A 22,996-nucleotide genomic window follows, 5' to 3' on the forward strand; every position below is an offset into this window, starting at 1 on the left:
GAGGATACTTTCGATAGGGTTGCCGATGACGTCAGCGACTTTGCAAGCGACGCACATAAAAGTCGCCGAGCAGTTGCACCACGCTGACCAGTGCGACCAGCACCACGATCACGATCATCATCACTTCGGTATCGAAGCGCTGATAACCATAGCGGATGGCGAGGTCACCCAAACCACCGGCACCGACCGCACCGGCCATGGCCGACGAGCTGATCAACGCTACCAGCGTGATGGTGAAGCCACCGATGATGCCGGGCCATGCTTCCGGCAACAGCACATGCAGAATGATGTCGAGCTTCTTGCAACCCATGGCCTGCGCCGCTTCGATCAGTCCGGGATCGATTTCGCGCAAGCTGACTTCGGCGATGCGCGCAAAGAACGGCGTGGCGCTGATCGCCAGCGGCACGATGGCGGCCCAGACGCCGATGGTGGTGCCGGAGACAAACCGGGTGAACGGGATCAGCGCGACCAGCAATACGATGAATGGCGTGGCGCGAAAACTGTTGACCACCGCGCCGACCACTTTATTGATGCGCGGTGACGCCAGAAAGCCATTGGGCGCGGTGACGATCAGCAGGATCGCCAGCGGAATACCAGCCAGAAAGGCAATCGAACTGGATACCCCGACCATCATCAGGGTATCGAGAAACGCATGCCAGTAACGTTCAAATGACAGGGACATAGCCGATACTCTCGATATGGTGAGCCACTGCGCCGGCTCCGGTGGTTAATGTGGAAAAGTCCGGCAAGACGACGTTGCCCGGCACGGCCACCAGCAGGCGGCCATGGGCGTGGCCCTGGATACGGTCGATGCCGCCATGCAGCAGTTGCACGGAAGTCTGCAAGGCCTGGGTAATTTTGTTGAAATCGGGTTCCAGATAATTCTGACCGTTGAATACCAGTTGCAGCACTTGCTGATAGCGCTGGCCGGAGGCCGGTACTTCCTTGCCGAGACGTTGTTGCAAGTCATCCGGCAAGCCGTGCTGCAATGGTGCCAGCAGCGCCCGGGTGGCTTCGTGTTGTGGCGCGCCAAACACTTTCCATACTTCGCCGCTTTCGGCAATCCGGCCCTTTTCCAGCACCAGTACCTGATCAGCGATTTCCCGGATGACGCTCATTTCATGCGTGATCAGGATGATGGTGATGCCGAGCCGGCGATTGATATCGCGCAGCAATTGCAGAATCGAATGGGTGGTTTCCGGATCGAGAGCGGAGGTGGCCTCATCGCACAACAGGATTTCCGGATCGGTGGCCAATGCGCGTGCAATGCCCACGCGCTGTTTCTGACCGCCGGACAGACGCGACGGATAACTGTCATGCTTGTTTTCGAGGCCGACCAGCGCCAGCAATTCATTGACCCGCTTGGCGACATCTTTCTTGGCGACGCCGGCAACGCGCAGCGGCAGCGCAATATTTTCGTAGACGGTTTTGGCCGACAGCAGATTGAAATGCTGAAAGATCATGCCGATGCGACGACGCAGACCGACCAGATCATTTTCCGTCAGGGTGCTGATATCGACGTCATCGACCAGTACTTTGCCCGCGCTTGGCTTTTCGAGCAGGTTGATGGTGCGCAGCAAGCTTGATTTGCCGGCGCCGCTGCGACCGATGATGCCAAAGATGCTGCCGGCTTCGATTTGCAACGTGATATCGGACAGCGCATGGACCGCGCCAGCCGACGACTGGTAAGTTTTGGCAATGGCCTCAAAGTGCACGGTGCCGGCGCGCCGTGCTCCGACGCTGCGGGTCTGGTCGAGATCAACTGCAACATCGTATTCAGGTTCCCACGTGCGCAGCGCAGCGCGGGATGTCAGCGCCGAGGAGTATGTCATTGCAAAATGCCTTTCCGGATTGAATGCGGTAACAGGGGATGCGAACCGGAACGGCCTGGACGGCCATTCCGGGTCTCCATCATTTTTGCCATGCCAGCGTGTAGAGGCGACTGTCATTGGCGTAAGCCTTCTTGATCGCTTCTTTGACGGCCGGTGAATTCTGATAAATCTGAATGAACTTCTTGACCTCAGGATCGTTGGCTTTCTTCTCGTTCACGACAAAACGGATGGCGAACTTCTTGTCTTCAATGCCCGAGTAAAGCAAACCACTGGATGGGTCGAATGCTTTCGAGGCCACGATGAAGTGCGGATAACCGAGTGCCAGATCGACGTCGGCAGTAATGCGGGCCAGTTGCGGTCCTTCGACTTCAACAAAGGTCAGCTTCTTCGGATTGTCGATGATGTCGTTGAGCGTGCCGAGGAAGCCGACGCCCGGCTTGAGCTTGATGAGGCCGGACTTTTCCAGCAACAGCAAGCCGCGACCCTGATTGACCGGATCGTTGGCGATGGCGACTTTGCCATTGACCGGAATGTCCGAGAATTTTTTGTACTTGAGGGAATACAGACCGACATTGGCCAGAATACCGTTATCGACGCTCTTCAGTTTGAAGCCTTGCTTCTGAATCGCGTTGTCGAGAAAGGGCTGATGCTGGAAATAGTTGATATCGATATCGCCGGAATTCAATGCCACGTTCGGTGTGGTCCAATCCGTGAATTCGACAACTTCGACATTGATGCCTTGCGCCTTGGCTTCCTGGGTCGCGGCCAGAATCGAGTCGGCGTAGGCACCCGGCACGACACCAATTTTCAGGGTGCCGGCGTAAGCCGATGGTAATAGGGTCAGTGCCAGGGCTGCGGTGGCAATGAATTGATGGATATTTTTTTTCATGGTGACTCCCTGAGTGTGAAAGACGATGCGAAAGCGTGATGCAATGAGATGTTGTATGCCGGTCAGGCGGCAGCGCGATGTGGTGTATGCGAGACCCGACATCGTACGGTGCATGGCGATGCAGAAAACGCAGCAATAGCGCGGATCATTTTTTCCATGGCAGGCTGTAGAGTCTGGTGTCGTTCAGATAAAGCGCGGCGATCTTGTCGCTGACGGCTTTGGAATTCTGGTAAATCTTCACGAATTTCTGTACGCGCGGATCATTGACATTGTCTTGGCGGGCAACAAAAAGAATGGTGTAGTCGGTGTCGTTGAGCGTGGTATATACCAGACCCTTGCCGGCGATTTCAGGTTTGCCGGCGGTCACGAAGCGGGCCGGATAACCTTGCGCGATATCGACATCGTCAAGTGCGCGCACCAGTTGCGGCCCTTCGATTTCAATGAACTTGAGTTGCTTCGGATTGCTGACGATATCATGCACCGTGGCTTTGCTGCCGCTGCCGGCCTTCAGTGTGATCAATCCTGCGCTCTGGGCCAGCAGCAAGCCGCGCGCCTGATTGACGGGATCATTGGCGACGGCGACGGTAGCGCCGTTTTTCAATTCCTTGAGCGATTTGATCTTGCTTGAAAACAAACCGATGCTCGGCAAGAATCCTTGGCCGGCGATGGCAAATTTGTATTTGGCCGTTGCCGTCGCGTTATCCAGAAATGCCTTGTGCTGGAAAAAATTCAAATCCAGGTCGCCGGCCTGCAGCGCCACATTCGGTGTGGTCCAGTCGGTGATTTCCACCACTTCCACATCCAATCCCTGGCGCTTGGCTTCGGCTGCTGCAATGGCAACGGTGTCGCCGGTAGGGCCGGGGTTGGCACCGATTTTCAACGGCGCGGCAGAGGCAGTGCCGGCGAGCAGTGAAGCCAGCAGGGTCAGCAAGCCCAAGCCCGGGAACAGGATTTTCTGATGCAGCATGATGGAATTTTCTTTCAGCAGATTCGATGAAATAACGCTGCAATAGCAACGTTTACACACGTCATTAAATCCGTTGCGGCAGGAATTGCATAAGAATTTTTCTGTATTTCGATACGCAAAAAACCTGCTTGATGCCGGTGCTGGCGGCTTTTTCCGGCAGGAATAAGCTCATGCGCAAAACACATATCGCACGCAATGGCCGGGCCGATATGCAGAGCGGCGGTGAGGTGTCCGAGCGCCGGCAGCAATCAGGGATGTTGGCGCGTATACTCTGCGGGCAGAGGGGATGGTTGCGAGACACTGCAACAGTGTGGTGGCTTCGCGTCAATCAATGCAGTTCAAGCAAGGAGTACCACGATGAGCAAGCCAGGCAATGCGATTCATCATGCTGCAGCCGAAGGTTATGTCAGCGCTGCCGACAGTTATGTGCGCGGTCGTCCCGACTATCCGCCCGAAATTGAACACTGGTTGCGCAACGACATTGGCGCTGAGCGCGGCAAAACCATTGTCGATCTCGGCGCCGGCACGGGAAAATTCACGCCGCGTTTGCTGGCCACCGGCGCCAGTGTCATTGCGGTAGAACCGGTGCCACAGATGTTGCGCAAACTGGCTACCGGCTTGCCTCAGGTCAACGCGCTGGAAGGTATGGCGGAATCGATTCCGTTACCGGATGCAGCGGTCGATGCGGTGATCTGTGCGCAGGCTTTCCACTGGTTTGCCAGCAAGGCCGCACTGGCCGAAATTCACCGGGTCCTGAAACCCGGCGGCAAGCTGGGACTGGTCTGGAACATGCGCGATGGCAGCGTCGACTGGATCGCGCGTCTGGATCAGATGGTGAACCGGGTAGAAGGTGACACCCCGCGTTATTACACCGGCGCGTGGCGACAGGTATTTCCGTTTGACGGTTTCGGCCCTTTGCATGAACAGCACTTTTCCCATGGTCACACCGGCACGCCGGAAGACGTGATCGTCAATCGCGTGCGCTCGACCAGTTTCGTGGCCGCCTTGCCGGCAGCGGAGCGGGCGGCAATCGATGCGCAACTGCACGCGCTGATTGCCGGCGAGCCGGCACTCCATGGCAAGCAAACGGTGACCGTGCCCTACGCGACTGCGGCGTTCTATACGGTCAAAGAAGAGACCCAGGCATAGCCGCGTGGGTGTCGCGTTGTGTCAGCGCGGATGGCGAGCATCGATAGGCAATGCTGTTTTGTATTTGACTTGCTTGAGGGCGAAGCTGGAACGGATGTTCTTGATGCCGGGAATTTTGGTCAGGTGTTCAAGAATGAAATATTCCAGCGCCTGCAAATCCGGCACCACGATGCGCAGCAGATAGTCTTCATCGCCGGTCATCAGGTAGACCTCCATCACTTCATCGAAGGCGCTGACGGCACTTTCGAATTGCGCCAGTGCCTGCGATTCCTGCTTTTCCAGACTGACCTTGACGAACACATTGACCTTTAATCCCAGCAAGTGCGGGTTGGCCAGCGCCACATAGCGGGAAATGATACCGTTGGATTCCAGACGCTTGACGCGCGCCAGCGTCGGCGATGCCGACAGGCTGATTTTGTGGGCCAGGTCGAGGTTGCTGATGCTGCCGTTTTCCTGAAGTATGCTCAGGATGCGCAAATCAATGGTGTCGAGTTCCATATGGAGAATTAAAATCTGTATAAATTCAATATTCAGCATTCTATGCTGAATGCAGGGCATTGAGCGATTGATTTCAGTGACTCATGCTGCGCAATAAGGCGTAAATTGATTCCATTATTCAAACGGAGACGTAAAGTGGAAATGTCATCAGCCAGCGGATTCGCCAAAGACATCGATATCGACGCTGAAGAAACCCAGGAGTGGTTGCAGGCGTTGCACGGGGTAGTGGAAGAGGTAGGGCCGGACCGTGCCCGCTTTTTGCTGTCGCGCCTCAGCGCTGCGGCCCAGCAATGGGGCATCAACTGGCGCGATGCGCGCAACACGCCGTACACCAACACCATCCGGCATGAACAGGAACCGCCGTTTCCGGGTGGCTCCGATGCGCAAGTGATCGAAGAGCATCTGGCCAGCGTGATGCGCTGGAATGCGCTGGCGATGGTGGTGCGTGCCAATCGGGCCTATGGCGAACTTGGCGGCCACATCGCCAGCTACGCGTCGGCGGCCGATTTGTTTGAAGTCGGCTTCAACCATTTCTTCCGCGCCCGCGATGCGCAATTCGCCGGCGATCTGGTTTACTTTCAGCCGCATTCGGCGCCCGGTGTCTATGCCCGCGCGTTTCTCGAAGGGGCGCTGACAGAAGATGACCTGACCTATTACCGCCGTGAAATTGACGCCAAGAAACATGGCAAGCAAGGCTTGTCGTCGTATCCACATCCATGGCTGATGCCGGACTTCTGGCAATTCCCGACCGGCTCGATGGGCATCGGTCCGATCAATGCCATTTATCAGGCCCGCTTTTTACGCTATCTGGAGCATCGCGGTCTGTTGCAGGATCAGGGACGCAAGGTGTGGGGCGTGTTTGGCGATGGCGAGATGGATGAGCCGGAATCGCTGGCGGCACTGAGTCTGGCGTCGCGCGAAAAACTGGATAACCTGATCTTTGTGGTCAACTGCAATTTGCAGCGTCTGGACGGACCGGTGCGCGGCAACGGCAGCATCGTCGATGAGCTGGAAACGCTGTTTGCCGGTGCCGGCTGGAATGTCATCAAGTTGCTGTGGGGTTCGGACTGGGATGAACTGTTTGCGCGCGACAAGGACGGCACGCTGGTGGATGCGCTCAACCGCACCGTGGATGGCCAATTGCAAACCTTCGCTGCCAATGACGGCGCTTTCAACCGTGAGCATTTCTTTGGTCAGAACGAAGGCACGCGCAAGATTGCCGCGACGCTGACCGACGAAGAAATCAACCGCTTGCGGCGCGGTGGTCACGATATGAAGAAAATCCATGCGGCCTATCAGGCAGCGGCCAATCATCGCGGTCAGCCGACCGTGATTCTGGCGCAAACCAAAAAGGGTTATGGCATGGGGGCCGCCGGTGAAGGCAAGATGACCACCCACCAGCAAAAGAAACTCGACGAAGACAGCTTGCTGGCGTTCCGCAACCGGTTCAAGTTGCCGCTCAGCGACGAACAATGTACCAGCCTGGCGTTTTACAAGCCGGCTGCCGACAGCGCAGAAATGAAGCATCTGCTGGCGCGGCGTGCGGCACTCGGCGGTTACATGCCGCGCCGGATTGCCGGCAAGGTCACGCGTACAGTGCCGGCATTGCCGGTGCATGCCAAATTTGCACTGGAAGCCGAGGGCAAGGAAATGTCGAGCACCATGGCGCTGGTGCGCATGCTCGGCAATATGCTCAAGGATCCTGAGCTCGGCAAATATGTGGTGCCGATTGTGGCCGATGAAGCGCGCACCTTCGGCATGGCAAATCTGTTCCGTCAGGTCGGTATTTATTCGTCGCAGGGCCAGTTGTATGAACCAGAAGATATCGGCTCGATTCTGTCCTATCGTGAAGCCAGGGATGGCCAGATTCTGGAAGAGGGGATCACCGAAGCCGGTGCGATTTCTTCCTGGACTGCGGCTGCCACCAGTTATTCGGTGCATGGTTTGCCGATGCTGCCGTTCTACATTTATTACTCGATGTTCGGCTTCCAGCGTATTGGCGATCTGATCTGGGCCGCTGCCGATCAGCGCGCGCGCGGTTTCCTGATCGGTGCCACGTCCGGCCGTACCACCCTGGGCGGCGAAGGCTTGCAGCATCAGGATGGCACCAGCCATGTAGTGGCCGCCACGATTCCCAATTGCGTTGCTTACGATCCGGCTTATGCCTATGAAATGGCGGTGATTGTCGATGACGGTATGCGGCGCATGCTGGAGCGCAACGAAGACGTGTTCTATTACGTTACCGTCACGAATGAAAATGAAGCGCAACCGAGCATGCCGGCCGATGTGAAGGATGGCATCTTGCGCGGCATGTATCTGTTGCAAGGCGATGCCGATGCTCAGGTGCGTTTGCTGGCCGCCGGTCCGATGGTCAAGGAAGCGATTGGCGCAGCCACGTTGCTGCAAGAAAAATTTGGCATCAAGGCCGAGGTCTGGAGTGTCACCAGCTATACCGAACTGACACGCGACGGCATCGCTGCCGAACGCTTGCAGCGCATGGGTACCGGCAGCGCCGCGCCGTATGTCACACAGCAATTGCAAGGGAGCAGCGCGCCGGTGATTGCGGTCAGCGACTATGTGCGCAGTCTGCCGGAAGGCATCCGGGCATTCGTGCCGGGGCGCTATGTGACCTTGGGTACTGATGGTTTCGGTCGCAGCGATACGCGTGCCAATCTGCGTGACTTCTTTGAAGTTGATGCGCGCTGGATTGCCTACACGGCGTTGACCGGGTTGCACACCGGCGCCGCTGGCCGCAGTTTCCTGCAAGAGGCGGCAGGCATTCTCGGCGTGGTACTCGACAAGCCGCTGTCGACCACAGTGTAACGGGGTAGCTGCATCAATTGAAAATATCTCACCCCAGAGAAAAATATCTGCTGCTATAGTGAAACGCCATCCATATCGTTACGGTATGGATGGCGTGATTTTTTCAGCCGTGTGCAGCGGGATGCAATTGCCGCATGCGGCCATGGTGCAGACGGGATCCGGTGCGCGGATGGCGATCAGATAACCCGCTGCGAATTGATTACAGAGGAGCAGAGACATGACAGCAGCAAAGAAAATAGCACTCGTCACAGGTGCAGGTTCAGGAATCGGCAAGCAAATTTCGCTGGCGCTGTTGCGTGCCGGTTATGCCGTGGTGTTGGCCGGTCGCCGGCGTGAACCGCTGGAAGCGACGCTGAAAGAAGCCGGTGAATTCGGCGCGCATGCGCTGGTGGTGCCGGCCGATGTCAGTGACCCGGCGTCGGTCAAGAACCTGTTTGCGGAAACCCGTAACAAATTCGGCCGGCTTGATCTGCTGTTCAACAACGCCGGTATCTTTGCGCCGCCGATGTCGATTGAAGAACTGAGCTACGAACAATGGAAATCGGCCGTCGATATCAACCTGACCGGTGTCTTCCTGTGTACGCAGGAAGCGTTCAAGATCATGAAGGATCAATCGCCGCGCGGCGGACGCATCATCAACAACGGTTCGATTTCGGCGCATGCGCCGCGGCCATTCTCGGCTTCGTATACTGCCACCAAGCACGCCATCACCGGGCTGACCAAATCGACCTCACTCGATGGTCGCCGTTACGACATCGCCTGCGGTCAGATCGATATCGGCAATGCGTCGACTGACATGACTGAGCTGATGAAGAAGGGCACCTTGCAGGCGGATGGCTCAACCAAGGTCGAGCCGACCATGGATGCCGCGCATGTGGCGAGCGCATTGCTGTACATGGATAGTTTGCCGCTCGATGCCAACGTCCAGTTCATGACGGTAATGGCGACCAAGATGCCGTTCATTGGTCGCGGCTGAGCAAGCAGAAACGGTGCAGAAGCAAAGTCCGGCTGTGGCCGGACTGCATGACTGAAACTGGTCGTGAATGCCGCGAATCAGGCGGCAGTTTTTTTGAGACCGTTCCAGCGTGGCGTCAGGTCATGCTTGACCGGAAACAGGTCGAGCACGCGCCCCAGTGTGTGGTCGACCATCTCGTCGATGGAGGCCGGGCGGTGATAGAAGGCCGGCAGCGGCGGATAAACGATGCCGCCCATTTCGGTGACACTGGTCATGTTGCGCAGATGCGCCAGGTTGAGCGGCGTTTCACGCACCATCAGCACCAGCCGGCGACGTTCTTTCAGAATCACATCGGCAGCGCGCGTGATCAGATTGTCGGACAGGCCGTGGGCAACGGAGGCCAGGGTTTTCATCGAGCACGGCGTGATGATCATGCCGGCAGAAATGAAGGAGCCGCTGGCAATCGCCGCACCGACGTCGCGCACATTGTGCACAACGTTTGCCAGTGCTTCGACATGCTTGCGGCTCATGTCCAGTTCCTGATGCAGATTCAGTACGCCGGCGTCGGAGACGATCAGATGCGTTTCAATATCGCTGTCGCGCAAGACGCGCAGCAGGCGCACCGCATAGATAACGCCGGTGGCCCCGGTAATGGCGACGATCAGTCGTTGCGGATCAGACATGGCGTGGCTTACCGGGTTGGTGGGTATCAGGCAGAAAGCAGCGTCTTCAGTTCGCCGGATTCATACATTTCATTCATGATGTCCGAGCCGCCGATGAATTCACCCTTCACATACAGTTGCGGGATGGTTGGCCAGTTCGAATATTCCTTGATGCCCTGACGCACGTCCGGGCTTTCCAGCACATTGACGGTCACGATGTTTTCTGCGCCGCTGGCCTTGAGCAACTGAATTGCCTTGCCGGAAAAGCCGCATTGCGGGAATTGGGCAGTACCTTTCATGAAAAGCACGACCGGGTTTTGCGTGACAGTTTCCTTGATCCAGACTTGCACGTCGCTCATGACTACACCTTCAAAAAGTTCACAATGTCGTCATTATATGGAAAAGCGTGCGGCTGCGTTGGAAGAGTGGCGGATTGCCGGGGCATGGTTTCCTGCGGGAAACAAAAACAAGAAAGGGCGCCTCTGCGCCCTTCTTTCTCAGGCCGGCTTGACCGGCGGGGAAGTGGTGTTTACGTAGCTGCCAACGGTTCTTCGGGCAGTCGTTTTGCTATCGAGTGATGGTCCTGCACGCGGTCCTTGTGTTTGATGACCTGGCGATCCAGTTTGTCGATCAGGGAGTCGATGGCAGCATAAAGGTCATGCGCAATACTTTCGACGTGGAGATCTTTTCCTTTGACGTGAACGTTGACTTCAGCTTTCTGCCTTTTTTCCTTTTCTGTCAGTTTGTCTACACTGAGGATGACACTGATGTCGATGACATGGTCGAAATGGCGTTTGATACGAGTAAGCTTGCTTTGCACGTATTCGCGGATGGCTGGGGTTAAATCGAGGTGATGTCCGCTTATGGTCAGATTCATACAACACTCCTATCGTGAGGTCACTGGAGGTTCCTGCGCATTGTCCGGCATGGTCAGAACATGACGCCAGAACACAGCAACTGGTGCAGATTACAACGAAAAAACTTATAAAGATTTGCGTAGATTGACTGGCGGGATTTTCAGTACTTCACGGTATTTTGCAACAGTGCGTCGCGCCACCACCATGCCTTGCTCTGCCAGCATATCTGCAATCTTGCTATCTGAGAGTGGGGTCTTGGGGTCTTCTGCTCCTATCAGTTGTTTGATGAGAGCCCGTATCGCTGTGGAGGAAGCTTCACCTCCGGTTTCCGTTGCGACGTGGCTGCCGAAGAAATATTTCAACTCAAACATTCCATGCGGTGTGAGCATGTATTTCTGAGTGGTTACACGAGAAATGGTGCTCTCGTGTAGACCCAGTGTATCAGCTATTTCGCGCAACACAAGGGGTCTCATTGCGACCGCGCCGTGTGAGAAAAAATTCCGTTGTCGTTCGACAATTGCCTGTGCCACACGCAGGATGGTATCGAAGCGCTGACGCATGTTTTTGATCAGCCATTTGGCTTCTTGCAATTGTGACACCAGCGAGCCTTCGCCCTTGGTTTGCTTGAGCGCATTGGCATACATGGCATTGACGCGCAAGCGCGGCATGACGTCGTGATTGAGCAAAACCTGCCAGCCATCCTTTGCCTGTTTGACAATCACGTCGGGCACTACGTAATCCGAGCTTTGTGGGGCAAACGCTGCGCCCGGGTGCGGATGGCACTGACGGATGACGGTTTGTGCCTCACGCAAATCTTCATCGTCGCAATCGATGGCTTTCTTGATCTTGTTGAAATCGCGTTGTGCGAATAACGGCAGGTAATCTTCAACAATGGTCAGCGCCAGACGACGCGTGACGAATGGTATTTTTGGCAAGCGTTTGACTTGCAACGCCAGGCATTCGGAAGCGGAACGTGCACCGACACCGGCCGGGTCAAAACTTTGTAACAGTTTCAACGCGATGGTCAGTTCATCGGGGTCGATTTCCAATTCTTCCGGCAGCCGCGCATGGATATCTTCCAGCGGTTCTTCCAGGTAACCATGATCATCGAGGGCATCGATCAGCAGTTCCACCAGTGCCCGGTCGCGCAGTTCTCTGACGGTCAGCCGCATCTGCTCCAGCAGATGCTCGCGCAGGCTGGTTTCATGCGCTTCCAGTTGTGGCCGTGAATCTTCGTCGTCCGGTGTTTTGCCGGTACGGGCCACATCGTCGAAGCTCCAGTCGGTATCGCCGCTGACATTGTCGGCCGCCGCCGGGGCTTCCGATTGTTCGAATGCCGCCGCTTCGCCGTCGGCCTCGGCCGGGGTGTTGCTGACATGGGTGTCGGCAGCCTCTGCCAGTTGCGACGGCGACGAACTGATGGCGCCGTCGGCCAGCAGCCGTACCGAATTGTCGAGGGCATCGTCGAGACGTTCCAGCAACGGGTTGTCCGACAGAATCTGCTCCAGTTCCTGATGCAGTTCCAGCGTAGACAATTGCAACAATCGTATCGATTGCTGCAATTGCGGCGTCAGTGCCAGATGCTGGGAGGTGCGTAGCTGGAGGGATTGTTTCATCTATTCTTTTTGCCGCTACATGCGGAAATGTTCGCCGAGATACACGCGTCGTACCGACTCGTTGGCGATGATGTCATCCGGGCTGCCACTGGCCAGCACGGTACCCTGATTGATGATGTAGGCGCGATCGCAGATGCCTAGCGTTTCGCGCACGTTATGGTCGGTGATCAGAACGCCGATGCCGCGTTCCTTGAGGAAGCGCACGATGCGCTGAATCTCGATCACGGCAATCGGGTCGATCCCGGCGAATGGTTCATCGAGCAAGACGAAGCGCGGATCGGTTGCCAGTGCGCGGGCAATTTCAACGCGCCGGCGTTCACCGCCGGACAAAGACAAGGCCTGGCTCTCGCGCAGTTTTTCGATTTGCAGTTCATGCAACAGATTATTCAGCCGGCCTTCGATTTCATCTTTGCTCAGCGGCTTGCCATCTTCCATGCGCAGTTCCAGCACGGCACGGATATTGTCTTCCACGGTCAGCTTGCGAAACACCGAGGCTTCCTGCGGCAGGTACGACAAGCCGAGCGCAGCGCGCTGGTGAATCGGCATGCGCGAAATGGCCGCACCGTCGAGATCGATCTCGCCGCCATCCGATGGCACCAGGCCGACGATCATGTAAAACGAGGTAGTCTTGCCGGCACCGTTGGGGCCCAGCAAACCGACCACTTCGCCGCTTTCCACTTCGAGCGATACATCTCGCACTACCTGCCGTGCGCCATAGCTCTTTTTCAGTCCGCGTACTACCAGAGAACTAATTGCCATCTCAAGGGCCTTTCGGAGTGTCAACGCGCGGCTGGATGATTGCCGTGATGCGACCTGCGCCCGGCTTGCTTTCGCCGCTGCTGGTGTTGTTGACCGAATAGAACTCGGAACGGCTGTCATAGGAAATGAATTCACCGTTGACCTCGTCGGTCACCTTGGTGCCGCTCATGCGTTGCATGTGGGCTTTCGAGAACAGTTTGGTGATCTCGGTTTTCTCGTTGTATTCGATGCGCTCGGCCTGGCCTTCAATCCACAGGTCGGGGCCGCCATCGCGTTTCTGGCGGAAGCTGGTCAACTGGCCCGGCGCTGCATACAGGGTGGCGTATTCGTAACCGGCCGGATCAGTCGTCAGCACCACTTTGCCGGCCTTGATCAGCAAGGTGCCGCGCGTCAGCACCACATTGCCGATGAAGGTCTTGATCTGCTTGACGTCGTCGTACACCATCTGGTCCGCCTCGATACGGGTCGGCTTGGAGGTATCGGCACGTTCGGCATGCGCGATGCCGGTCAGCAACGCGAGAGCCAGCAGCGGCGATAAAAATAGTGGTTTCATAAATTCCTGCACAAAAGGTCTGGCGATGTAATGGTGGCTCGACATTCAGGGCTCGTGATACAAGCCCTAGCGTGTGCGCGGCTGATACAGTCCACGCACATTGTTCAACAACTGCAATTCTTTGGTCGCATTATTGGCGATCATGCCGGTGCCGGTCATGACCGAAGTCCCCATCGTGATTTCTACCGGCTTGTCGGTCTTGATGACATCATCATCCGGCAGCAGCAGCAGATATTCCGATTTCAGATGCAGGTTTTCCGACTTCGCCGTCGCTGCGCGGTTGGCGTTGACGTCGCCGTACATGTGAATCTTGCTGTTGTCATCTTCAATCACGGCCCGTTGCGACCGCAGCGTCATCGGCGGATTGGCCGGGTCCAGCGTGGTGATCACCGGCAGCTCGACTTCAAACGAGTCGGTAATCGGGAAATGAACCATCTTGGCACCCGAAATATCGTAGCGCGGCTGGCCGTTGAGCGCCATTTTGACGTAATTGAATTTCTCGACGAAATAATCCGGTTTGTTGCGCGGGCGATTCGACAGACTGTCGTCGATACTGCGGTGCATCACCTGCAAAAACCAGAAGCTGCCCAAGGCCAGTGCGGTCAGTACCACCACAATGATCAGCAAGCGTACCCGTTGCGCCGAGCGTTCCCCACGGCGGCCGCTCATGCCAGATACGGCGCCAGCGCCGCCTCGTAGTTGCCTTGCGCATGCAGCAGCAAATCGCATAATTCACGCGCGGCGCCGTGGCCGCCGCTGGCCTGGGTAACGTACGCCACACGGCTTTTGACCGCCGGATGGGCATTCGCCACGCAGGCCGGAAAGCCGGCGCGGCACAGAATCGGCAGGTCGATTACGTCATCGCCGAGATAACCGCAAGCGTCGGCGGCGATACCGGTTTGCTGCAACAACTGCTCGAATGCCTGGCGTTTGTCGTGTACTCCCTGAAATACGTGCGAAATGCCGAGATCCTTGGCGCGTCGCAATACGATCGGTGACTGGCGCGCCGTAATGATGGCGGTTGCCACGCCGAATTGCTGAATCAGTTTGATGCCGTGACCGTCGAGTGCGTTGAAACGCTTGACCGGTTCGCCATCGGCACCGTAATACAGCCCGCCGTCGGTCAATACGCCATCGACGTCGAAAATCATCAACCGGACCTGTGCGGCCCGGGCGATCACTGCCGCACTGGCGGCGCTGTAAAAGTCGCTCATCAGATAACCTTGGCGCGGGTCAGATCATGGATATGCAGGGCACCCACCAGCACGCCGCCGGAATCAGCCACCAGCACCTGATTGATGCGGAATTCTTCCATCAGTTGCACCGCATCCACCGCCAGCTGGTCGGGATGGACCGTGCGCGGATTGGCATGCATGACGTCGGCGATGGAAAAACCGCGGAAATCTTCGCCGCGCTCCAGCAAGCGTCGCAAGTCACCGTCGGTAAACACGCCGATGGGTTTGAAATCCTGATCCACGACGGCGGTCATCGCCATGCCCTTGCGCGTGATTTCCATCAACGCCGCAGACAACGACACATCCGGGGTGACCGCCGGAATTGCATCGCCGCTGCGCATGACGTCACGGACATGGGTCAACAGGCGGCGGCCGAGGGCACCACCGGGATGGGAGCGGGCAAAATCTTCTTCGCGGAAACCGCGCGCATCCAGCAGCGACACTGCCAGGGCGTCGCCCATGGCGAGAGTAGCGGTGGTGCTGGCAGTGGGGGCGAGGTTGAGCGTACAGGCTTCTTGCGCAACACCGACATTGAGGTGGACCGCGGCCAGTTGCGCCAGACTGGAGCTGTCGCTGCCGGTCATGGCGATCAGCGTCGCACCCATGCGTTTGATGATGGGCACGATGGCCATCAGCTCGGCGGTTTCGCCGGAATTCGAAATGGCAATGAAGGCGTCGTTCGGGGTTACCATGCCGAGGTCGCCGTGGGCTGCTTCGGCCGGGTGCATGAACAGCGCCGGGGTGCCGGTAGAGGCGAAAGTGGCGGCGATCTTGCGACCGATATGGCCGGACTTGCCGATGCCGGAGACCACCACGCGACCATTGCATTGCAGCAATAAAGCGACGGCCCGGGCCAGCGGCGCATCGGTGCTGTCGGACAGGCGATCTTTCATTGCCAGAATGGCGTCAGCCTCGATCTGCAGAGTTTGACGAGCAAGTTTCAGCGCACGCAACGCGCTTTCTTCAGAAAAAGATTTCGGCAAGATTTTATGTTCGGTTACACTCATAACCGAAGTATAAACGAATTACTAAAGCAAAAAACTTGCCAGATTATTTGGTGCATAGCGACAACGAGGTGAAGCGATTGCACAATTTCCAACACGCGAAGTCGTCATGCCCGGATTTTGGTCGGGGTTTACTGGCATGATTCTGGCTTCGAGTGGCTTGCAGCCTCCATTTCACCCTTATCCTTCGCCCCCGACACCATGTTTTCCGGCCTAGAGCTCACCTTATTTCTGCTTGGCGCTGCCGTGCTGGGCGTGGTCGCCTTCCGCATGATGCATTTGCCGCCGATGCTCGGCTATCTGGTGGTGGGTATCGTGATCGGTCCGCACGGACTGGGCTTCGCCGAAGATAATGCAACCACCCACGCGCTGGCCGAGTTCGGCGTGGTGTTCCTGATGTTTTCCATCGGTCTTGAGTTTTCCCTGCCAAAACTGTCGGCAATGCGCCACATCGTGTTCGGCCTCGGGGTGGCGCAAGTCCTCACCACGATTGCCGTGACCATGGTGTGCGGCTGGGGCCTGGTGTATGTCTTGCCGCAACTGACCAATATCAGCTGGCAAGCGGCATTTGCATTGGGCGGTGCGCTCACCATGTCGTCCACGGCGATTGTCTCGAAACTGCTGACCGAGCGGCTGGAACTGGAAACCGAACACGGCCGTCGCATTCTCGGTATTTTGCTGTTTCAGGATCTGGCGCTGGTGCCGCTGCTGATCATTGTGCCGGCGCTGGCCAAGAATTCCGGCAATTTGCTGGTGACCCTGGCCTGGGCCAGTACCAAGGCAATGGTGGTGCTGGCTTTGTTGTTGTTCTTCGGGCAAAAGCTGATGCGCAGCTGGTTCCAGATCGTCGTCAAACGGCGTTCGCAGGAATTGTTCATGCTGAACCTGCTGATGATTACGCTGGGCGCCGCCTGGATCACCGAAAAGGCCGGCTTGTCGCTGGCGCTGGGCGCGTTCGTGGCCGGCATGCTGATTTCCGAAACGGAATACAAGCATCAGGTGGAAGAAGACATCAAATCCTTCCGCGATGTTCTGCTGGGACTGTTCTTCATCACCATCGGCATGTTGCTCAATGTGCATCTGGTGCTGGAGCACTGGTGGCTGGTGTTGCTGTTGCTGACGGGGCCGGTACTGCTCAAGTTCGGCCTGATCGCGGCGCTCGCCAAACTGTTTGGCGCCTCGACCGGGGTCGCGCTGCGCACCGGTCTGGCGCTGGCGCAGGCCGGTGAATTCGGTTTCGTGCTGTTGAATCAGGCCGGCGGCCTGCAATTGATGGACCCGCTGCTGATTCAGGTGATTCTGGCCTCGATGGTGTTATCCATGCTGGCGGCGCCATTCATCCTGGCCAAATCCGACGCCATCGTCATGAAGCTGTCTTCCAATGAATGGATGCTGCAATCGCTGGCGCTGACGCAACTCGCCACGCGCACCATGTCGACCCAAAAACACGTGATCATCGCCGGCTTCGGTCGCAGCGGCCAAAGTCTGGCCAAGCTGCTGGAAGAAGAGGGCATTCCCTATCACGCGCTGGAACTTGATCCCGAACTGGTGCACGACACGCGAGAAGCCGGTGCCCATGTCTCGTATGGCGATGCAGCGCGGCGTGAAAGTCTGGTGGCGGCGGGTATTCACCGTGCGGCTGCGCTGGTGGTGACCTATGCCAGCACGCCATCGGCGCTCAAAGTGCTGCACCACGCCAATGAACTGGCGCCGGAATTGCCAGTGATCGTGCGCAGTCATGACGACAGTGATCTCGATAAACTGCTGGCCGCCGGTGCCACCGAAGTGGTGCCGGAAGCATTGGAGGGCAGCCTGATGCTGGCCTCACACGCGCTGGTGATGCTCGGTGTACCATTGCGGCGCGTTGTGCATCGGGTACAAACCGCGCGCGACGAACGCTATACCTCGTTGCGCGGTTATTTTCACGGCGTCTCCGACGTCGATGATCAGGGTGAAGCCCTCAATGTGCGGCTGCAATCGGTGCCGCTGATCAATGGCGCCAGAGCGGTCGGCAAGACCCTGGGCGATCTGGCGCTGGACCAGTTCGGCACCGAGGTCACCATGCTGCGCCGGAGCAAGGCGCGCTTGCCGGTACTGCCGGCCACCATTCTGCAGACCGGCGACATTGTCGTGCTGCGGGGGACTGCAGAAAATATTGCACGTGCCGAAAAACACCTGCTGACCTGACAAAATTATGGAAATTATTGAACACATCGGCAGTATCATTCTGCCGGTTTTTGCCATTATCGCGATTGGCTACGGCTATGCCCGCTGGCGCGGCGAGGTGGTACGGTCCGACATGGCATCGGTCAACCGGGTGTCGATGGAGGTGCTGGCGCCGCTGATGGTATTCAGTGCCCTGGCGGCCAAGGATTTCGACCTGCTCCATAACGGCTGGCTGATTCTGGCCAGCGTGCTGATTTCACTTGGCTCTGGCGTGCTGGCATGGCCGGTGGCGCGTCTGCTGGGCTATGACAAGCGCACGTTCTTGCCGCCGATGATGTATAACAACGGCGGCAATATGGGGGTGCCGCTGATGCTGCTGGCCTTCGGGCCGGAAAGCCTGTCGGCGGCGGTGGCGTTGTTTACGGCGGCCACCTTCATCTACTTTTCGGTCGGTGTGAAGATGCTGCAGGCCGGGCGCAATACGCGGCCCGGTTCGTTCCTCAAGTTGCTCAACAGCCCGATCATGATGGCGATGATCCTGGGCGTGCTGTTCGCGCTGTTGCATATTCCGGTGCCCAAACCATTGTTGTCGGCAATGAAACTGTTGGGCGAAGCGAGTATCCCGATCATGCTGTTTGCGCTTGGCGTACGCATGATGGATATCAGTTTCAAAAGCTGGCATATCGGTCTGGTCGGTGCTGCAACTTGCCCGCTGGTGGGGCTGGCGGTGGCATTGGTGCTGGATCAGTTCTTGCCGCTGACGAGTGCGCAGCGTGGACAGATGTTCTTGTTCGCAGCGCTGCCGCCGGCGGTGTTGTGTTTTATGGTGGCAGAGCAATATCGGCAAGAGCCGGATAAGGTGGCATCGATCGTGTTGCTGGGAAATCTGGCCGCGCTTGTGTTTGTACCTGTCGGACTCTGGCTGGGCTTGCCGGCCGGCGCAGGTTAATGCCCGGTTGGTACGGGATATGCTTGTGTCCGGAGGCGGGTCCGGGTAATTCGAATGTCGATAAAGGGAGACATCATGTTTAAAAATTTATCAATCAAGGCGCGTCTGATTTTTGTGATCGGGTTCCTGTCGGTGCTGCTGGCGGCGATGGGACTGGTCGGACTGAACAGTTTGCAAACCACCAACAACGATCTCAAGTCATTGTACGAAGACCGGCTGATCGCCCTGACGCAACTGGGGCAGGTGTCGGATGCCGTGAGCGAAGGGCGCAGCGGTATTGCGCACGCGATCGTGGCTGATCCGAACAAGCTCGACGCCAATCTGGATGCGTTGCAAGCCAAGCTCAAAGCCGGCGAAAAAGTCTGGGCAGAATACATGGCGACTTACCTGACTCCAGAAGAAAAACAGTACGCCGATCAGTTCATCATTCTCAATCGCAAATTTCTGGATGAAGGCGTGAAGCCGACCATCGAAGCCCTGCGCAGCCACGACCTGCCGCTGGCCGGCGATCTGTATAACGGCAAGGTGTTGCAACTGCATGCACAGGCCGACGCCGGCATTACCAAGCTGGAAGCCCTGCAACAAAATGTCGGCAAGGAACTGTATCTGAAGTCGCAGCAACGCTATCAATTGTTCTTGAGCATCACGTTGGCGGCCATCGCGGTAGGCTTGATCGTGGCAGTGACCATGGGTATCTGGCTGGTGAAAGCGATTTCAGGACCGATCAATGCCGCCGTCAAGGTCGCGCAAAGTGTCGCGGCCGGCGATCTGACGCATCCGATCGAAGTACGTTCCAGCGATGAAACCGGACAGTTGATGGCAGCACTCAAAACCATGAGCGACAATCTGCAAAAAATCGTGGGCGAAGTGCGTGCCAGTACCGACACCATCGCCACCGCGTCCAGCGAAATCGCCACCGGTAATCTGGACTTGTCGTCGCGCACCGAGCAGCAGGCCAGTTCGCTGGAAGAAACCGCATCGGCGATGGAAGAGCTGACCTCCACCGTCAAGCAAAATGCCGACAATGCGCGCCAGGCCAATCAACTGGCAGCATCGGCGTCATCGGTGGCAATCCAGGGTGGTCAGGTCGTGAGTCAGGTGGTCGACACCATGGAAGCCATCAACAACTCATCGCGCAAGATTGTCGACATCATCAGCGTGATCGACGGCATCGCGTTTCAAACCAATATTCTGGCCTTGAATGCGGCGGTCGAAGCGGCACGTGCCGGTGAACAAGGTCGCGGTTTTGCCGTGGTGGCTTCGGAGGTGCGCAGCCTGGCGCAGCGCAGCGCGGCAGCGGCCAAGGAAATCAAGAGTCTGATCGATGACTCGGTAGAAAAGGTCGGCACCGGCAGCAAGCTGGTGGGGCAAGCCGGCGTCACCATGGATGAAGTGGTGGCCAGCGTCAAACGCGTGACCGACGTCATGGGTGAAATCACGGCAGCCAGTCAGGAGCAAAGTACCGGCATCGAAGAAGTCAATCGCGCCATTACGCAGATGGATGAAGTCACGCAGCAAAATGCCGCGCTGGTGGAGCAGGCTGCAGCAGCGGCGCAATCCTTGCAAGATCAGGCCGGCCGGCTGGCGACCGTGGTCGGTGTGTTCAAGTTGCATGAAGGGCAGCGCGCCGTCAGCATGGCCGCACCAGTGGTCCGGCCCAGCGTCGATATCACGCCGCGTCCGGCTGCATTGAGCAGCGCCAAACCGCCAGTCAGGAAAATCGCCGCAGCCAAGCCGGCCGCACCGGCGGTCAAGGCCGGGGGCAGTGATGATGGTGACTGGGAACAGTTCTGATTCTGTTCCATAACATCAAATGAAAAAGGGTTTGCGATAGCGGACCCTTTTTTATTTTCGCAAGCAGGCAGATGAAGTCGTGTCGGCGTAATCGAGCGCACTATTTTCCAGTATTGCCGAACTGGTGGTGGGCAGTGTGATCGTTAACGACGACTTCGGCATGCAGAAATCAGATCCATGCATTTCCTTGTCAGTAAATTCCAATTTGATATCGTATTTTTACCGGAAAATTAATGGGTATTTTTTTAAATAAAAATGGATTTTCAGTGAAAAAAATGAATTATTGAATCTGTTTAGAAAAAACTCATGAATTCGGCGGGACTCTATTCTTAATTTGTTGAATAATGCATTTATTGTTTATTTGGCATCATTGTTTTGTCAATGGCGACACCGGTTTGTATCGTCGATACTTGAAAAAATCATTCAATTTCTGCAACGTACTCAACGCACTGTACAGGCACGCAACAGAATCCGGAACGCATTACCATGCCGCTGTTGGCGGCACGATCAATGAAGGAACGTATTTTTGTTTGCCCTTGCAATTGCTGCTCCTGTCCTGTTTCCCATTCTTGGGCGTCCATCTGCCTCCATCGTGACGGTCTTGTTATTGTGGGCTTCTTGTTCGCCGACACTGGCGCGGACTCCGGCCAGTATTGCAGGTGGTGCGCGAGAGTTTCTGCGGCAGCAAGAACGTGAACAGGCGACCCGTCAACAACAGGAAGCTGCAGCCCATGTGCGGCTCTTGCCCAATGCCGGGGCTACGCAATTGACGCCATTGCCCGGCGCGGAAACACCATGCTTTGCTATCAATACGATTGTCTTGCGCGGTGACGCAGCTGAACAATTTAACTTTGCCTTGCAGCGTGTCAGCGCTGGTGACGACCCCGCAATTGGCCGGTGCCTTGGCAAAAACGGTATCAATGCCGTCCTCGGTCGCGTGCAAAATGCAATCGCCAGGCGCGGCTTTGTCACCACGCGCGTTCTGGCCGGCGCACAGCAACTGCAAAGCGGCACGCTGGTGTTGACGTTGGTGCCGGGGCGGGTGCGCAACGTGCGGTTTGCTGCCGATGCCAGTGTGCGCGGCACCAAATGGAATGCACTGCCTGTCAACGATGGCGATCTGATCAATCTGCGCGACCTTGAGCAGGGCCTCGAAAATTGGCGACGCGTGCCGACCGCCCACGCCGACATTCAGATTGTGCCGAGCGACGCTGATAATCCGCAACCCGGCGACAGCGATCTGATCATTCGCTATCAACAGGCATTCCCGCTACGTCTCAATCTGTCGCTCGATAATGGCGGCAGTGATGCCACTGGCCGTTATCAGGGTAGCGTCACCCTGTCGTTCGATAACTGGTGGACCTTGAACGATATGTTTTACGCCAGCTTTACGCACGATATCGGCGGCGGCAGTGGGCAGCGCAGCAAGGCTTATACAGTGCACTACTCGCTGCCGTTCGGTTATTGGACTGCGGGACTGACCAGCAATTCCAGCGATTACTATCAGGTCGTCGCCGGTGTCAGACGGCCCTATATCTACAGTGGTCACAGTGATCTGACCGAGATCAAACTGACGCGCATTTTGCAACGCAACGCTACCGGAAAAACCAGCTTGTCGCTACGTGGCCTGTTGCGTGGCTCCCGCAATTTCATTAACGATGCCGAAATCCGAGTGCAACGGCGACGTACGGTCGCGTGGGAACTTGGCGTGCAGCATCGCGAATATGTCGCTAACACCACACTTGATCTGGGTTTGGCCTACCGACGTGGCACCGGCGCTCTTGGTGCATTGCCGGCGCCGGAAGAAAAATTCGGCGAGGGCAGCGCGCGCTTCAGGATCATTACTGGCAACCTCAATTTGATCCTGCCGTTTCAGCTCACCATGCCGTGGGGCCGGCAGGATTTTCGCTATGGCTTGCATGGCCGCATGCAATGGAATGAGACGCCATTGACGGCACAAGACCGCTTTGCCATCGGTGGCCGGCATACGGTGCGCGGCTTCGACGGTGAAATGAGTTTGCTGGCCGAGCGTGGCTGGTTGCTGCGCAATGATGTCGGAATCTCCCTCGGCATGCACGAAGCCTATCTCGGGTTGGATTACGGTGAAGTAGGCGGTCCGACGGCAATTCGCCTGCCCGGCACCCGTCTGGCAGGCGCCGTGGCCGGGGTGCGCGGCCAATTGCGGCAACTGAGTTACGACTTCTTTACCGGCACACCGTTATCCAAGCCCGATCACTTTGCCACTGCCAGTCTGACGGCGGGCTTTCAACTGCATTACGCGTTTTGAA

Annotated in this window: 22 protein-coding genes; 7 read left to right on the top strand and 15 right to left on the bottom strand. The window is 57.1% G+C overall.

Going from position 1 to position 22,996, the window contains the following annotated elements; genetic code table 11:
• Positions 1-31: 31 nt before the first annotated feature.
• From AKL27_RS24095 to AKL27_RS24110, 4 genes are all read right to left on the bottom strand, one after another.
• On the bottom strand, positions 32-682 hold the full coding sequence (locus AKL27_RS24095) for a methionine ABC transporter permease (RefSeq protein ID WP_050465422.1): 651 nt from the start codon (positions 680-682) through the stop codon (positions 32-34).
• A complete protein-coding gene (locus AKL27_RS24100; RefSeq protein ID WP_083439265.1) occupies positions 666-1,832 on the bottom strand; it encodes a methionine ABC transporter ATP-binding protein in 1,167 nt (388 codons plus the stop codon). Before AKL27_RS24100 ends, AKL27_RS24095 begins: the two co-directional genes overlap by 17 nt.
• A gap of 79 nt (positions 1,833-1,911) precedes the next feature.
• Complete coding sequence (locus AKL27_RS24105) at positions 1,912-2,721, bottom strand: MetQ/NlpA family ABC transporter substrate-binding protein (RefSeq protein ID WP_050465423.1); 810 nt, start codon at positions 2,719-2,721, stop codon at positions 1,912-1,914.
• A 145-nt stretch (positions 2,722-2,866) separates the two neighbouring features.
• Positions 2,867-3,688: a MetQ/NlpA family ABC transporter substrate-binding protein gene (locus AKL27_RS24110; RefSeq protein ID WP_050465424.1), complete on the bottom strand. Its 822-nt coding sequence runs from the start codon at positions 3,686-3,688 to the stop codon at positions 2,867-2,869.
• A 357-nt stretch (positions 3,689-4,045) separates the two neighbouring features.
• Between AKL27_RS24110 and AKL27_RS24115 the strand changes: the two genes are divergently transcribed.
• Positions 4,046-4,837, top strand: a complete 792-nt coding sequence (locus AKL27_RS24115; RefSeq protein WP_050465425.1) for a class I SAM-dependent methyltransferase — start codon at positions 4,046-4,048, stop codon at positions 4,835-4,837.
• A gap of 21 nt (positions 4,838-4,858) precedes the next feature.
• Here the strand turns inward: AKL27_RS24115 and AKL27_RS24120 are convergent, their stop codons facing one another.
• Positions 4,859-5,335 (bottom strand): Lrp/AsnC family transcriptional regulator, encoded by a 477-nt coding sequence (locus tag AKL27_RS24120; protein WP_050465453.1) that lies wholly within the window; start codon positions 5,333-5,335, stop codon positions 4,859-4,861.
• A gap of 141 nt (positions 5,336-5,476) precedes the next feature.
• On the opposite strand from AKL27_RS24120, the gene mdeB reads away from it, so the two are divergent.
• The gene (mdeB, locus tag AKL27_RS24125; RefSeq protein ID WP_050465426.1) at positions 5,477-8,158 is read left to right on the top strand and encodes an alpha-ketoglutarate dehydrogenase; all 2,682 of its coding nucleotides are present in this window, start codon (positions 5,477-5,479) and stop codon (positions 8,156-8,158) included.
• Positions 8,159-8,375: 217 nt separating this feature from the next.
• Positions 8,376-9,134 carry an SDR family oxidoreductase gene (locus AKL27_RS24130; protein WP_050465427.1) on the top strand — a complete coding sequence of 253 codons (759 nt, stop codon included), beginning with the start codon at positions 8,376-8,378 and terminating at the stop codon, positions 9,132-9,134.
• A gap of 77 nt (positions 9,135-9,211) precedes the next feature.
• Here AKL27_RS24130 and AKL27_RS24135 read toward each other — a convergent pair whose 3' ends face one another.
• From AKL27_RS24135 to AKL27_RS24175, 9 genes are all read right to left on the bottom strand, one after another.
• Positions 9,212-9,796, bottom strand: coding sequence for a UbiX family flavin prenyltransferase (locus AKL27_RS24135; RefSeq protein WP_050465428.1), 585 nt, complete (start codon positions 9,794-9,796; stop codon positions 9,212-9,214).
• A 26-nt stretch (positions 9,797-9,822) separates the two neighbouring features.
• The gene (gene grxD / locus AKL27_RS24140; RefSeq protein ID WP_050465429.1) at positions 9,823-10,134 is read right to left on the bottom strand and encodes a Grx4 family monothiol glutaredoxin; all 312 of its coding nucleotides are present in this window, start codon (positions 10,132-10,134) and stop codon (positions 9,823-9,825) included.
• 170 nt (positions 10,135-10,304) lie between these two features.
• Positions 10,305-10,652: a ribosome hibernation-promoting factor, HPF/YfiA family gene (gene hpf, locus AKL27_RS27315; protein ID WP_083439266.1), complete on the bottom strand. Its 348-nt coding sequence runs from the start codon at positions 10,650-10,652 to the stop codon at positions 10,305-10,307.
• Between the two features lie 105 nt (positions 10,653-10,757).
• Positions 10,758-12,248, bottom strand: a complete 1,491-nt coding sequence (locus AKL27_RS24150) for an RNA polymerase factor sigma-54 (RefSeq protein WP_050465432.1) — start codon at positions 12,246-12,248, stop codon at positions 10,758-10,760.
• Positions 12,249-12,263: 15 nt separating this feature from the next.
• Positions 12,264-13,007 carry an LPS export ABC transporter ATP-binding protein gene (gene lptB / locus AKL27_RS24155; protein ID WP_050465433.1) on the bottom strand — a complete coding sequence of 248 codons (744 nt, stop codon included), beginning with the start codon at positions 13,005-13,007 and terminating at the stop codon, positions 12,264-12,266.
• 1 nt (position 13,008) lies between these two features.
• Positions 13,009-13,560 (bottom strand): lipopolysaccharide transport periplasmic protein LptA, encoded by a 552-nt coding sequence (lptA, locus tag AKL27_RS24160; RefSeq protein ID WP_050465434.1) that lies wholly within the window; start codon positions 13,558-13,560, stop codon positions 13,009-13,011.
• Between the two features lie 66 nt (positions 13,561-13,626).
• Entirely contained in the window at positions 13,627-14,229 is a 603-nt protein-coding gene (lptC, locus tag AKL27_RS24165; RefSeq protein ID WP_050465435.1) for an LPS export ABC transporter periplasmic protein LptC, read from the bottom strand.
• Entirely contained in the window at positions 14,226-14,774 is a 549-nt protein-coding gene (locus AKL27_RS24170; protein WP_050465436.1) for a KdsC family phosphatase, read from the bottom strand. Before AKL27_RS24170 ends, lptC begins: the two co-directional genes overlap by 4 nt.
• The gene (locus AKL27_RS24175; protein ID WP_050465437.1) at positions 14,774-15,802 is read right to left on the bottom strand and encodes a KpsF/GutQ family sugar-phosphate isomerase; all 1,029 of its coding nucleotides are present in this window, start codon (positions 15,800-15,802) and stop codon (positions 14,774-14,776) included. The genes AKL27_RS24170 and AKL27_RS24175 overlap by 1 nt, the downstream gene beginning before the upstream one ends.
• Before the next feature lie 198 nt (positions 15,803-16,000).
• On the opposite strand from AKL27_RS24175, the gene AKL27_RS24180 reads away from it, so the two are divergent.
• The 3 genes from AKL27_RS24180 to AKL27_RS24190 all read left to right on the top strand — a co-directional run bounded on the left by AKL27_RS24180 (position 16,001) and on the right by AKL27_RS24190 (position 20,708).
• Entirely contained in the window at positions 16,001-17,986 is a 1,986-nt protein-coding gene (locus AKL27_RS24180; protein WP_050465440.1) for a cation:proton antiporter domain-containing protein, read from the top strand.
• Between the two features lie 7 nt (positions 17,987-17,993).
• Positions 17,994-18,914 carry an AEC family transporter gene (locus AKL27_RS24185; RefSeq protein ID WP_050465442.1) on the top strand — a complete coding sequence of 307 codons (921 nt, stop codon included), beginning with the start codon at positions 17,994-17,996 and terminating at the stop codon, positions 18,912-18,914.
• A gap of 75 nt (positions 18,915-18,989) precedes the next feature.
• Positions 18,990-20,708, top strand: a complete 1,719-nt coding sequence (locus AKL27_RS24190) for a methyl-accepting chemotaxis protein (RefSeq protein WP_050465444.1) — start codon at positions 18,990-18,992, stop codon at positions 20,706-20,708.
• Between the two features lie 419 nt (positions 20,709-21,127).
• Here AKL27_RS24190 and AKL27_RS27970 read toward each other — a convergent pair whose 3' ends face one another.
• Complete coding sequence (locus AKL27_RS27970; RefSeq protein ID WP_157057077.1) at positions 21,128-21,289, bottom strand: hypothetical protein; 162 nt, start codon at positions 21,287-21,289, stop codon at positions 21,128-21,130.
• Between the two features lie 11 nt (positions 21,290-21,300).
• Between AKL27_RS27970 and AKL27_RS24195 the strand changes: the two genes are divergently transcribed.
• The gene (locus AKL27_RS24195; protein ID WP_232311090.1) at positions 21,301-22,995 is read left to right on the top strand and encodes a ShlB/FhaC/HecB family hemolysin secretion/activation protein; all 1,695 of its coding nucleotides are present in this window, start codon (positions 21,301-21,303) and stop codon (positions 22,993-22,995) included.
• The last annotated feature ends 1 nt before the right edge of the window (position 22,996 follow it).

The sequence above is a fragment of the Herbaspirillum autotrophicum genome (genome assembly GCF_001189915.1).
GTDB lineage: Bacteria > Pseudomonadota > Gammaproteobacteria > Burkholderiales > Burkholderiaceae_D > Herbaspirillum > Herbaspirillum autotrophicum.